Source organism: Clostridium sp. AF32-12BH, assembly GCF_003477935.1.
Classification (GTDB): domain Bacteria; phylum Bacillota; class Clostridia; order Lachnospirales; family Lachnospiraceae; genus Brotaphodocola.
Window position 1 is genome coordinate 113410 of sequence record NZ_QUEH01000006.1, and the last position, 13135, is coordinate 126544.

11 protein-coding genes are annotated in these 13135 nt (G+C 43.1%); all 11 read left to right on the plus strand.

The genetic code is table 11. The features are described from left to right. The first annotated feature begins 197 nt into the window (after window positions 1-197). The 11 genes from DWZ40_RS07500 to DWZ40_RS07560 all read left to right on the plus strand — a co-directional run bounded on the left by DWZ40_RS07500 (window position 198) and on the right by DWZ40_RS07560 (window position 13129). Complete coding sequence (locus tag DWZ40_RS07500) at window positions 198-1838, plus strand: O-antigen ligase family protein (protein ID WP_182431659.1); 1641 nt, start codon at window positions 198-200, stop codon at window positions 1836-1838. 186 nt (window positions 1839-2024) lie between these two features. Next, window positions 2025-3200 carry a hypothetical protein gene (locus tag DWZ40_RS07505; protein ID WP_118542269.1) on the plus strand — a complete coding sequence of 392 codons (1176 nt, stop codon included), beginning with the start codon at window positions 2025-2027 and terminating at the stop codon, window positions 3198-3200. 16 nt (window positions 3201-3216) lie between these two features. Continuing rightward, on the plus strand, window positions 3217-4206 hold the full coding sequence (locus DWZ40_RS07510; protein ID WP_118542271.1) for a hypothetical protein: 990 nt from the start codon (window positions 3217-3219) through the stop codon (window positions 4204-4206). Continuing rightward, window positions 4196-4735 carry a hypothetical protein gene (locus DWZ40_RS07515; protein ID WP_147354150.1) on the plus strand — a complete coding sequence of 180 codons (540 nt, stop codon included), beginning with the start codon at window positions 4196-4198 and terminating at the stop codon, window positions 4733-4735. The genes DWZ40_RS07510 and DWZ40_RS07515 overlap by 11 nt, the downstream gene beginning before the upstream one ends. Before the next feature lie 308 nt (window positions 4736-5043). Continuing rightward, on the plus strand, window positions 5044-6189 hold the full coding sequence (locus DWZ40_RS07520; protein ID WP_147354151.1) for a hypothetical protein: 1146 nt from the start codon (window positions 5044-5046) through the stop codon (window positions 6187-6189). A gap of 295 nt (window positions 6190-6484) precedes the next feature. Further along, a complete protein-coding gene (locus DWZ40_RS07525) occupies window positions 6485-6697 on the plus strand; it encodes a DUF3892 domain-containing protein (RefSeq protein WP_118542277.1) in 213 nt (70 codons plus the stop codon). Window positions 6698-6873: 176 nt separating this feature from the next. Then, on the plus strand, window positions 6874-8241 hold the full coding sequence (locus tag DWZ40_RS07530) for an exopolysaccharide biosynthesis polyprenyl glycosylphosphotransferase (RefSeq protein WP_118542279.1): 1368 nt from the start codon (window positions 6874-6876) through the stop codon (window positions 8239-8241). Next, on the plus strand, window positions 8207-9295 hold the full coding sequence (locus DWZ40_RS07535; protein WP_118542281.1) for a glycosyltransferase: 1089 nt from the start codon (window positions 8207-8209) through the stop codon (window positions 9293-9295). The genes DWZ40_RS07530 and DWZ40_RS07535 overlap by 35 nt, the downstream gene beginning before the upstream one ends. Then, on the plus strand, window positions 9289-10380 hold the full coding sequence (locus DWZ40_RS07540; RefSeq protein ID WP_118542283.1) for a glycosyltransferase family 4 protein: 1092 nt from the start codon (window positions 9289-9291) through the stop codon (window positions 10378-10380). Before DWZ40_RS07535 ends, DWZ40_RS07540 begins: the two co-directional genes overlap by 7 nt. Before the next feature lie 239 nt (window positions 10381-10619). After that, complete coding sequence (locus tag DWZ40_RS07550; RefSeq protein WP_147354152.1) at window positions 10620-11261, plus strand: hypothetical protein; 642 nt, start codon at window positions 10620-10622, stop codon at window positions 11259-11261. A 620-nt stretch (window positions 11262-11881) separates the two neighbouring features. Further along, on the plus strand, window positions 11882-13129 hold the full coding sequence (locus tag DWZ40_RS07560) for a nucleotide sugar dehydrogenase (RefSeq protein ID WP_118542289.1): 1248 nt from the start codon (window positions 11882-11884) through the stop codon (window positions 13127-13129). Window positions 13130-13135: the final 6 nt, after the last annotated feature.

The window sequence follows — 13135 nt, forward strand, 5'->3', positions numbered from 1 at the left end:
TACTTCCTATAAGGCAAATTATTGAGAGGAGACGGGCAAGGCAGTGGAGGGGAATATTGGGGAAATATAAGGCAATTTGAGGCTGGCTGTATGGGAAATAGTCGTTGCCGAAAGAAGAAAAAAACATTATAATCAAAACAGATTTACAAATGAAAGGGACACATAGACATAGCACACAGATACAAAGAGGAGAATTTATGGGAAAACAAAAAACGGTTCAGAAGGATGCCTTTGCAGACAGCTGTGCTTCCATTATCAGTGGTGTGATCAGTGTATTTTTGTTTGTGCTGGTAATGGGTCTGCCGCTGTATGTGCACGATTCCTATTTTGATATTCTGGAGAGCAAGTTTAAGTGGTACAGCGGAAGCTTTCTGCTGATGCTGGGTATTGCATTTGTGCTAGGGCTTGTAATGCTTGGCATTGACTGGAAGGAGTACCGGGGAGAGCATAGCAGGAAGCTGTTTTCCGGCCTGAAGCCGCAGAACTGGAAACAGACATTTGGCCCTGCGGATGCAGCGGTAATCCTGTTCTGGCTTATATCACTCATTTCCACCTGTCAGTCCCGGTATCGCTATGAGGCGTTCTGGGGGAATGAAGGGCGTTACAGCGGTTTGTTTTTGATGACATTATATGTGGCCATGTATTTTGTTGTGAGCCGGTTCTGGAAATTTCAGGGCTGGGTGATTCATGCGTTTTTGCTTGCAGGAATGTTGGTATGCGGGCTTGGAATTACGGATTATTTTCGGATGGATCTTATGGGATTCCGGGTACGGATCAAGCCGGAGCAGGCCTACATCTTTGTTTCCACAATCGGAAATATCAATACCTACACTGCGTACATTGCGGTAATCATGGGGGCGGCAGCAGGAATCTTTGCCCTGTCGGAAAAACGCTGGGAACAGATCTGGTCTTATCTGTGTATGGTGGTGTCGTTCATGGCGATTATCATGGGCAGCAGTGACAATGCGTACCTTGCGGTGGGAGCCTTGTTTGCACTTTTGCCGTTGCTGTTATTTCGAAAGAAGAGCGGTGTGGTGCGATACCTGGTGATGGTGTCAACGTTTGCTACGGTGATGCAGGTAATTGATTTTCTGAATCACACGTATGAAAATACGGTGGTTGGTTTGGGCGGTCTGTTTCAGATTTTGACAGATATGCCGGGGCTTTTGCCGCTGACGGTTATGCTCTGGGGGATAACGGCAGTGGTATATAGCTGTCTGATGCGTAAGAAAACAAAGCAGGGAGATGAAATTGGGAGAAGATTACAGCAGGCATGGCTGGTATTTCTGGCTGTGGCGCTCTGCGTGGCTGTATATATGTTCATTGATGCCAACATGCTGGGTAACGGGGCACGCTATGGCAGCTTTGCGAATTACCTTGTATTCAATGACGGTTGGGGAACGAACAGAGGATATGTCTGGAGAAAGTCGATGGAGGCTTATAGCAAATTTTTCTTTGCTCATAAGCTGTTTGGATATGGCCCGGATACCTTTGGAATTCTGACAACAAAAAGTGTCTTCGCGGATATGGTAGAGGTGACCGGACAGATTTTTGATAATGCGCATAATGAGTATTTGCAATATCTGGTGACGATTGGGCCAATCGGGCTTCTGGCCTATCTGGTATTTCTTGTGTCAGCCTGCAGGCGAATGCTGCATTGCAATTTCAAAAGGGAGTATGTAGTGGCCTGCGCGCTTGCAGTGATCTGTTACTGCTTCCAGGCAGTGGTCAACTTAAACCTTCCGATCACGGCGCCGTTTTTGTGGGGAATGATTAGTGTGGGAACGGCAGCAGCGAGATCTCAACATATCAGAGATAATGTGAATGGACAATCCTGAAATAGATAAAAAGGGCCATGAAATGATAAAAACTGCGATTTCTGAGTGATTAAACGATGAAATCGCAGTTTTTTTGACGAAAAAATGAAAATGATAATTACAAATAATTACAAATATATTGCAATCCAGAATCTGGTATGTTATATTGATATTGGAATTTAACAGGAACAGAACGGATGTGATTATGTGAACGGATATACGGTATTTGATTTGCTGGCAGATATTATCTCAATGTTGCTGGCAGCTCGGGGCAGCCAGGCAGGGCAGAGCCTGGTGTGCCTGGGCGTTGATCCACTTTCTGCAGATATGAAACGGTTTCGCAATTATCTGCGAAAGCTTGAGGTGGCACTTCGCAGTGGAATCCAGATTCCGACGCATTTGTATCATATGGTTCGGACGGATGCAGAACAGTGCATTCAACGGGGAGATATACAAGGAACACAAATTCTGCTGAAGATTCTGGAAACAACAATCGGAGGTTTTCACGAAAATTATCATCGAATGAAATATAGTGGAAGTAGCTGGAAGAGTATTCTCCCGATACCACCGTTAAATAAGAATTATGAGAATGTTCATGTAAAGTTATATCCGGCGGAGTTCGCTGAGTGGATGAATTCAACTGGGCAGGATTTCTTTCTGAACCGATATGTGGCGGTTACGCCAGAGATGGAAGCGGAAGGCTGCATTCAGTGTGTTTATGTAAAAAGAACAAATCTTCAGGAAGTGTTGGCAGATAAACAGAGACTGGACATTGCTGTAGCTCCCATTTCCGGTGTGAACACGGTTGATATTTCTAAGAAATGTATTGCTTTTTCTGAAGTGATTCTGGAAAACGGGAGACCGATGAATACAGAAGAGCGAATTGTACGGATTGCAGAAGCTGCACTAAAGCAGGGGTGTGATATCATTGCATTTCCGAAAGCTACAGTGAATGTGGATGTTATTGTACGACTTCAGAATTTGTTACAGTCCTACTCGGAGCAGCCAGTATTGCTGATTTCACCAATGTATTATGAGGGGCATCGAAAAAATGTGAAGGTTTTTGGGAAAAATGGACGAGTTCTCTATGAATTTAGTCAGTGTGATGAAAATCCAGAAAAGGGATTGCTGGTTATTGATCAGGTGTGCGGGCTTACCATACCGTTACAAACGCGGGAAAGCAGATGTGCATGTTTGAATACAGGAGCAGGAAAATTTCTGACAGAACGCCTGGATGGAGCGGGAGAATGTAAAAAATGGTCAAAACAGGGAGGAAACAAAGACTGGTGTGAAATGTGCGATATGGACTATTGTTATTATGAAATTTCCATATCAAAGACAGAGGGCGGTTTTCAGTATGAATGCAACTATAGAACTGCATAACATGAGGACAAAAGGAATGAAAAAGAACAGTGAAATAATAACGAGAGAACATCTGAAAGTGGAATGGCTCGTAAGTGAACGGGAAAAGCTTGAAAACATTTTGATAGAACAGATCAGGAAACCTGATCTATCTAATCTGAAGAAGAGTTTGGAGCAGAAAGAAGAATTTGCGCAGATGATTCAAACATTCATGGAGAGTCTGAGAGTAATTGTGAAAGAAGAACTGGCTAATCAGATTTTTGAGCTAGGAGCCTTCTGGGAAGCACTGGAACAGTGCGAAAAGGAGCAGGAAGAGTTGCAAAAACAGCAAAAGTCGGATGCAGATCATTTCGAAGAGCAAACTGTGTACAAGGATCAGATTTTAAAAATTCTGTGGGAAAAGGAGCCGGTTTTGCATAAAGAACTGGCAGAAGAACTTCAGATTTCGTCGAACAATCTGAGTAATGTCATGAGGCGAATGAAAAATGTAGCCATTCCGTTGATTGAGGAAAATGCAGTTGGAAAAAACAAGTTTTATCAGTTAAATCGTGAGGGGCGGCATTATGTACTGGAAAATATGGATTCGTCAGATCGAACTGAAGAGCTTGAGGAGTATGCTTTTCAAAAGAAATATAAAGAAAAAGTGAAATTAGAATTCCAGATAAATGAGGAATATACAAAGTTTGCAGAAGCTTTCTCGATGTTAAAACAGGAGAAACGAACGGAAGAATTTTTTGTAACGTTTCAGTACCATGCCAAAAAAGATGATCGCTACAGAGAACTTGCAGAGTTTCCCAATATACATATTGAAATGAGAAATGGAACAGAGCAGCGCAAGAAACGATACCAGCAATATTTTTATAGTACAATAAAAGATTACACAAGAAAGGAAGGCTTGCAGAGCCAGGGTAGTGACAATGAAAAAAATATTGGACGAGATGGATTACTTTATCAAGAAGTCAGGAAAAAATTGGAAGATTACGATGCTCAAATGCATTCAGGACGATGCCGGAGAAGTGGATTATAATGGAGATATTCCATATGAAATCACAGAGGCTTTTTCAAGTGTTTGTGATTATTTGAGAGAAGTACTTCCGATGGAAAATAAGGAGGATGTAGAGAAAGTCAGGTCTTACTTCGGAAAAGAGGAAGCAGTTTTTCAGGAGTTGTTGAATTATGTAAAGGGAAAAATGAAGGGCTATTATCGCATGGCCCCAATTCGAGAATTGGAAAAAACATCACCGGATACAGTGACAAATATTCTGGGACAGATTTTGGACAATTTTGTATTTCGATTTGATCCCCGGTTTTGCAGAACATATTATGAAGAACTGGGATTTAAAGAATTAACGGATTTATATGGTGTAGCCATTACTTTGGATAGTTTGGTCTCGTTTGTGGTAAAAGATAATTATACAAAGGAAGCAATTGGAGCGTTTTTGGCGGAGATTACTTATATGAGTAAAACAACCTGTGAATATCTGGCCGAGAAAATAGACCAGAATTTTGAACAGTTAAAACTGACAATTATTCTCAACCAATTTGGGCAGAAGTAAGCCGGATCTTTTGGCAGTGTAGTAACCTGGGGGCGGCGTGAAAAGGAAGTGAAACTATGGGGCATCGACGAAAAACGCCGCCGGAAACAAAAGAACGAAAAAATATTGAGTCTGATCTGGGCGATAAGGAACAAAAACAAGAAGATCAGAGCGCTGTAAATACAATGAGATCCAAGGCAGAGGGTTTTAATAAAGACTTGAATATCATTGGAGGAATAATTTTTACCAGCAATACAATATATACATTCTGCGCAGAGCATAAACTGTTGACATTTCGTTTTTTTGCAGTAGCTTTTTGCTGGGTGCTAATGAATATTGCTACAAAGGCTGGTAGATGGAAAAATTTATTACTGGTGGTGTCTGGAATGATAGCAGCAGGTGCTCTGGGAACAGTATTTGTTGATTGTGGATGGCTGGTTTTTCATCCACCGATTCTGGAAGCACTGAGCGGGGAAAAGAAGGAAACGAGTTTGTCTTCATCCGCAGGGCAATCCTTATACTCTTCCATAGATGAGCGCGCTATCCATTCCACCGAAGCGCCGGATACCGGCTATGAGATGGCTGAGAAAACGGAGAAGTTGAGCGAGGATTCCCAGCGAGAACAATTGATGAATGCCGGAAGGTCAGTTGGTATATCTGGAAGCAAAGAGAATTTTGAAAATTTTCGCACTCAGATCCTGCAGACTGCGAATGAATGCACTCAAGAGTCGAATTATGCGGTGGAAAGTTCAAAGAAGCGAGCCAGGATTACAAAGAATGCTGACGAGGCGGATCAGTTAACCCGGAAAGTATATTATAACCCGGAAGAAGGTTTTACATTTGCAGTTAAAATTTGTGAGCTGCGGAAAGAAAATTACGAGTTGTTCCCATCGCTCAATACAGCAACGCTGATGGGAAATGCATCGTTGGACTGCCTGTGCTTTATGGGAATGATTCGAGAGGATAGCAAAAAGTCTAGTACAATAGACATTTCCATTTTCAATAAGGAAAATGCAACTAATTACGGAGATATTGCGGCAGAGGGATTTCTTCAGGCAAGAATGAGAGCTGTCCGGGTTCAAAATTATACCAGCAAGGGAAAAACAGAATATGGTTTAGCCCAGTTGTTCCACCGGCTTGGTGATATCAGTGAGTTTTTTTCAGAAGAAGACTTGATACTGTCTCTTGGGATAGCAGCTGTATTCTACACGGAATGTGCGGTAGATGATGAGCGTTGTTATGAGGAGGGTGCAGTTTCTGAAGAACAGCATAATTCTGCAGAATACGCGGCGATTACCTTCGAAAAGCTGGATGCCAAAGTAAATTCACAGGATGGATTTTTTCTTGAACAGGCAGAAAAATATTATACGTATGCATTGCGTAATGAAAACCTGGGTGCGGCCAAGCGGAAAAAGCTGGAAGGATATCGGCAGACGATACGCAACAATCTGAAGCAAAAAGCGAGATATGAATGAAAAGTAAATCATTCTTTAGATAATAAATCAGAACAAAAGTGAAAAGGAGGTGAGGCAAAATTCGGGACTTACAGAGAATGCAGCAACAAAAAAGCTGAAGCGGGAACTTCAGCTTGTTGTTAATGACCATACGGATCATTAGATAACCTTACTCATCTAATTTATCACGTATCATTTGATATAACAATCCCGAAACTGTTGTTCGACATTAATTTGGATTTGTGAAGTATTCCAAAGTGGGTCATTCTTTGTTCGATTATAGATATTAAAAGAAAACAACAAGGAGATTTTGATTATGAATTTAAAGGTTACAAAACAATCAAACACAGGGCTTAATACAGAATTTGTTAATACTGATTCAGGAAGGCGTGTATCTCTTGATCATGCAATCCGTCAAATTGAGAAAGGCAACCCCAATTATAAAAACTATCAAACGGTAAAATTATCAAATGGGACGACTTATGTACGTTCAAAAGCAGACGGCAATAAGATGAACAATATTGAATAGATAAAACATGACAGTGTTGTCATCATTTGGTTATAAAGCCTGATTTTTAAACATTAATTAAGGTTTTATGCAGGAAATACAAGTTGAAACAAATACGCTGAAATGCTATACTTATAAAGCATTTCAGCGTATTTTCGTATATCTGGAATGTGGTTTTAAACGAGGGAGGAAACATTTTGAAAACGTATGAGAAGTACAAGCGCATCATCAAGTGTACCTTTGCGGCCGTCATGGCGGCGGTGCTGGTGGCTGCGTTTGCATATATCTGGATCGAATATTACAATGCCGATATTCTGCAGCGCCCGTATTTCCGAAAAGGAAACTGGGCGATTATTGCACTTTATGGCTTAGTACTGATCTTCCTGATGACCATCTATGGCGGCTTCCGGGTGGGCTTTTTGAAACGGGGAAACCTGATCTATTCCCAGATTCTGTCACTGGTGCTCACGAATATCTTTACTTATGGAGAGATTGCTATTATTGACCGCCATTTCCTGGACGCGAGACCACTAGTGGTGATGGCTGTGGGCCAGGCTGCGTTTGTTGTAGTGTGGACACTGCTGTTTCAGGCATTTTACGAGGCCATATTTCCGCCGAAGCGTCTGCTGCTGATCTCCGGTGACCGGTCGGAGCAGAAGCTGGTAAAGAAATTTGATTCCCGCAAGGATAAGTATATCATTGAGCGGGCGGTGGATTACCGCATGGTTGCAGATGCGCTTTATGATGAAATGCACGGATACGATGCGGTTATGATTGGTGACATTCCATCGGAAGCACGCAACCGCATCATCAAAGAATGCTTTGCAAGATCTATCCGCACATACAGTGTGCCGAAAATCTCAGATATCCTGATCCGCAGTTCTGTGGATCTGAACCTGTTTGATTCACCGATTCTGCTTTCCAGAAACGCAGGTCTGACGGTGGAACAGCAGTGGGTGAAGCGTCTGGTGGATGTGGTGATTTCCGGATTGGCTGCGGTGGTAACACTTCCAGTCTTTGCCCTGATTGCCATTGCTATCAAATTGACGGATGGCGGCCCGGTGTTTTATACTCAGACGAGAATGACGCAGGGCGGCAGAAACTTTGAGATTTACAAGTTTCGGACCATGGTTCAGAATGCCGAGAAGCTGAGCGGGGCCCGCCTGGCTTCGGAGCATGATCCGCGCATTTTACCGGTGGGACGTCTGCTTCGCGCTACCAGACTGGACGAGCTTCCACAGATCTACAATATCTTAAAGGGTGAGATGTCTGTGGTAGGGCCAAGACCGGAACGCCCGGAGCTGGCTGCGGAAATCATAAAAGAGATCCCGGAGTTTTCCTACCGCCTGAAGGTAAAGGCCGGTCTGACCGGTTATGCCCAGATTTACGGCAAATACAATACAACGTTTTACGATAAATTAAAGATGGATCTCATGTATATTCGAAATTACTCTTTGCTGCTGGATCTGAAACTGATCCTTATGACACCGAAGATCCTCCTTATGAAAGAAAGTACGGAAGGGGTAGCTGATGAAAAAGAAGATCCGAATTCTGCATGTTCTTAGTTCTCATATTTATTCCGGCGCGGAAAATGTGGTATGCCAGATCATCTCCCTGTTTCAGAACGATCCAGACTATGAAATGATCTACTGCAGCCCGGATGGCTCAATCCGAAAAGCACTGGAAGAGCGGAAAATCTCCTATATGCCGATTGAGAAGGTGAGCCGGAGCGAGGTGCAGCGTGTCATCTCAGAAACGGCACCAACTCTGATCCATGCGCACGATGTGCGCGCCAGCATTGTCTGTGCCATGGCAGCAGACAGCATGAAAAAAAACAGACTCCCGCTTATCTCTCACATCCATGCCTGTTTCGATTCCATGACTAGAGTTTCCGCAAAATCGGTGTCGTATCTTTTATTCACCCATTGCTTTTCCAGAATCTTCTGGGTATCGGAATCATCGTTGAACCGTTATGCATTTTCAGGGATGGTAAAAGGAAAAAGCCAGGTACTTTATAACGTGATCGACCGGGAAAAACTGGAACAGCGCTTGCAGGAAGATTCGACATCTTATGATTATGACGTGGTGTTTCTGGGGCGGTTTACGGAGCAGAAAAATCCGCAGCGGATTGTGGGGATTCTGGAGCAGTTAGAACAACAGCTGCATCCATCGTCAAAGCAGCTTCATGCGGCCATGATCGGTGACGGAGAACTTTATGAACCGATCCGGGAGTTGATCAAAGAAAAGAAGCTGGAACAGGTTATTGTGCTGCCAGGTTATATGACCAATCCATATAAGGCACTGACATCTGCCAAGGCCTGTCTTATGGCGTCACGCTATGAAGGAACACCCATGAGTGTGCTGGAAGCTATGGCACTTGGTGTTCCGGTAGTCAGTACACCGGTGGACGGAATTGCAGATGTAGTAGAATCTGGTGTGACCGGATATCTGGAGGAGACGAATGAAAAGTTGGCGGAGCGGCTGCAGGAATTGCTGACGGATCCAGCAAAGCAGAAACAGATGTCCGAAGCTTCTAAACGAAGATTTGAGCAGATCTGCGATCTGAAGCAATATAGAGAAACACTGGAGCAGGTTTATCGGGAGAGTGCAGTATGGTAATCATTTTTACATCGAACACAAAGGGCGGCATTGTCCAGTTTTCCTTTCAGATGGCACAGACATTTGTGGATATCGGTTATGAGTGCAAGGTGATGCTGCCGGACAATGCGGCATGCGGTGCTTATGAAGAAATATTGCAAAAGCAGATGGTGATTCCGTATCGCAAGGTGAAAACCTTTTCCAACAGCGATCCAGATTTCCTTCAGACTGTGGAGCGATTGCGGTCTTACGAACCAGAACTGGTTTTGTATGCAGACAGCAGTATCATGAGCATGCGGGTCTTGCTGAAGTCAGGACTAGAGCAGCGCTCGATTGTAACCATGCATGATGTTTATCCGCACCTGACCAGAGAGCGGCTGAAAACCAGATTGGTTAACCTGGCAGCAGACCGGCTTGCATATCAGGCCTGCAAACGATGCTTAGGCGTGTTACTGATGTCGGAAAGCTGCCGCAGCCTTTATGGAAAGCGTTATCCAAGGTTAAAAGAAAAGACTTCTGTCATGCGTCTGGGAGCGCATGTTCCGGTGGAAGGAACTGCAGTTCCAGAGGAAATCCAGGGCGTGCAGGATTATTATCTGTTTTTTGGCCGGATTGATCAGTATAAGGGGATCAGCCGACTGCTGAAAGCATACCAGCAATATGAAGAAGGAAAGCCAGATCATCGCCGCCTGGTGATCGCCGGATCCGGGAATTTCTCGGAAGAAGAAAAACAATTGCTGGATTCCATGCCGGAAGTCATCTGCATCAACCGTTTTCTGAATGATGAAGAAATCACACCATTGTATCAGAACTCCCGCGCTGTCGTGCTTCCTTATCTGGAAGCGTCCCAGAGTGGGGTGCTGCCGATTGCGTATAAATATGGGAAGCCGGTGATTGTCAGTGACCTGCAGGGGTTGACAGAGAATGTGTGGGAGCATCACACAGGACTGGTGGCGAATGATGTTGAGGCATTGGAAGATGCGTTGAAGCAGATGGATGACGATGGGGTGTATCGAGAAATGCAGCAGGAGATTGGGAACTATTATAGAGAACATTATGACTGGGGACGGAATCTGAAGAGGGTTTTGGAACAGTATGGTGTATAGTGTGGAAAGTTCTGGTGTTGCGTGGCGTGAATATTAGGTATATACTGAATAAGTAAGGCAATTGATAATGGAGACAAGTCTATGGATTATATTCTAATCAAATATTTTGGAGAAGAGAAATACAGAAAAGCTTTTCTTGATGGCAACCTGTATATGAATTCACTGTATTATTTTCGGAATCAGTTTGCACTTGATCAGGCTGCTGAAAAACGAAGAAAAGATTTGGAGAAAATCCTAAATTGGATCCGAATACCTATATGGTTCCTATTCTTGGTGGACCGGGACCAGGACAGATTGATTTATTCGAAGGTACAGCTGGGACAGAAGAAGTTTGCAGAGCATCTGTTCCTGATGATTATAAAGAGTATGCGATTGCGGATGTTGTTTATCGATCTGTTGGTATGGGATATTGTAATGTACTTTGCTTTTATAAAATGAGCTATCAGATGTATCTAGAGCGTTTTATAAAAGACTCTGCTCCTCAATTGGAAGAATTTGGTCGATATGCGATTATTCTGAAAGATGTAGATGAATTTACAAAACGAATTACTCGGGCTGTAAAAAAGCAAGGTTACCAAGCTACGTGTGGACCTGTCTCTTACAGAGATTTGAAATTAAATGGAGGACCGGCTAAAACGGGGCATCATGTGACTATAAAAGAAGGACTTTTGCACGATATAAGCGATTTGCATTTAAAACGAGATGCTTTTATCAAAATGAGCAAATATTCCTATCAAAATGAATGGCGAGTTGCTTTGTGTCGTGGAACAAAAGATACAAGTGCATGTTCTTTAAAGATAGGAAATATTCGAGATATTGCGTATTGCGTGGAACGAGATAAACTAATAGATTCTATAGAAATGCTTTTTCAAACGCGCTAGATAAAGAAAAACTCAAGCAATTGGTATGGAGATGACAGACGTCAATTGAGGGATCATTTGTATCAACTTGGAGATAATAAGGCGGAACAGTTTATTATAATCGGTGGAGAAGAAAATGGAAGATAAAATTAGAGTAGCAATGTTTGGCTAAAAAAGGCTTTCGCGCGAGGGTGGAGTAGAAATTGTAGTAAAAGAACTTTGTACTAGAATGGCGCGAGATGGTTATCAGGTTACTTGTTACAATAGATCGGGGCATCATGTGAGTGGCGCAGAGTATGATAAAAAATTGAGTATGATGGAATTCATCAGAAATTCGTTCCGACAATCGAGAAAAAAGGGGATGGAGATATAATAGGGTCAACCAAGAAAAACCGATAAATAAAGGATTTCGACGGCTCGACTCGTTCAACAAAAGTATTTATTTGCTGATAGGCTGTGGAGAAGCTGAAATCCAGAGTTTATAGGTGGGAGATTTTGATGCAACTCTGTTTTGACCCACAAAATGAGCAGCAGGTAAAAAATTAAGAAGAACGAATCGAGCCTACGGTGGATTGCTATTGAGTAATCCGCCGTGGCTTGTTTGCTGTTTTATCAAAAAATGAGTGAGGGAGAACAAAACTATGAAAAACTATAAAATTGCTGTGGCCGGCACGGGATACGTCGGACTCTCGTTGGGAGTGCTGTTCGCGCAGCACCATCAGGTGGTAGCAGTCGATATTGTGCAGGCTAAAGTCGATATGATCAACAATAAGAAATCTCCGATTCAGGATGATTATATCGAAGAATACTTGGCAGAAAAGGACTTGAATTTGACTGCAACGCTGGATGCAAAGGCAGCATATAGTGATGCGGATTTTGTTGTGATTGCGGCTCCTACTAACTATGACAGCAAGACCCAGCACTTTGATACGTCTGCGGTTGAAACTGTAATCAAGTTGGTCATGGAATATAATCCTAATGCCATTATGGTTATCAAGTCCACAATCCCTGTGGGCTATACGGCAAGTGTAAGAGAAAAGTTCAACAGCAAAAATATCATCTTCAGCCCGGAGTTTCTGCGCGAATCCAAAGCTCTCTATGATAACTTGTATCCTTCCCGCATCATTGTTGGTACTGACTTGAACGATGAACGTCTGGTAGAAGCTGCTCATGAGTTTGCCGGTCTGTTGCAGGAAGGTGCAATCAAAGAGAACATTGACACGTTGTTCATGGGCTTCACTGAGGCCGAGGCAGTCAAGCTGTTCGCCAACACCTATTTGGCATTGCGCGTTGCTTACTTCAATGAGCTGGACACTTATGCAGAAAGTAAGGGTCTGAACACCCAGCAGATCATTGATGGTGTTTGCCTTGATCCTCGTATTGGTAGCCACTACAACAATCCGAGTTTTGGTTATGGCGGCTACTGCCTGCCGAAAGACACCAAACAGTTGCTAGCAAACTATGCGGATGTGCCGGAAAATCTGATTGAAGCAATTGTGGAATCCAACCGTACTCGTAAGGACTTTATCGCAGATCGTGTTCTAAAATTGGCTGGCTATTATGGCTATGATGCAGAGAATGAGTTCGATGAGGACAAGGAAAAGGCGGTGACAATCGGTGTTTATCGTCTGACCATGAAGAGCAATAGCGACAACTTCCGTCAGAGTTCTATTCAGGGTGTTATGAAGCGTGTGAAGGCAAAAGGTGCAACGGTTATCATCTATGAGCCGACCCTAAAAGATGGAGAGACTTTCTTCAGCAGTGTTGTAGTGAATGATTTGGAAAAATTCAAGGTAATGAGCCATGCCATCATTGCAAACCGTTACGACAAGTGCCTTGATGATGTGAAAGAGAAAGTTTATACAAGAGACATTTTCCAGAGAGATTAAGATTGT

Bases quoted from the DNA above. Each gene is read 5' to 3' on its own strand.
- DWZ40_RS07560 (WP_118542289.1), top strand. From the start codon at position 11,882: ATGAAAAACTATAAAATTGCTGTGGCCGGCACGGGATACGTCGGACTC.
- DWZ40_RS07520 (WP_147354151.1), top strand. From the start codon at position 5,044: ATGAATATTGCTACAAAGGCTGGTAGATGGAAAAATTTATTACTGGTG.
- DWZ40_RS07540 (WP_118542283.1), top strand. From the start codon at position 9,289: ATGGTAATCATTTTTACATCGAACACAAAGGGCGGCATTGTCCAGTTT.
- DWZ40_RS07510 (WP_118542271.1), top strand. From the start codon at position 3,217: ATGAAAAAGAACAGTGAAATAATAACGAGAGAACATCTGAAAGTGGAA.
- DWZ40_RS07525 (WP_118542277.1), top strand. From the start codon at position 6,485: ATGAATTTAAAGGTTACAAAACAATCAAACACAGGGCTTAATACAGAA.
- DWZ40_RS07500 (WP_182431659.1), top strand. From the start codon at position 198: ATGGGAAAACAAAAAACGGTTCAGAAGGATGCCTTTGCAGACAGCTGT.
- DWZ40_RS07535 (WP_118542281.1), top strand. From the start codon at position 8,207: ATGAAAAAGAAGATCCGAATTCTGCATGTTCTTAGTTCTCATATTTAT.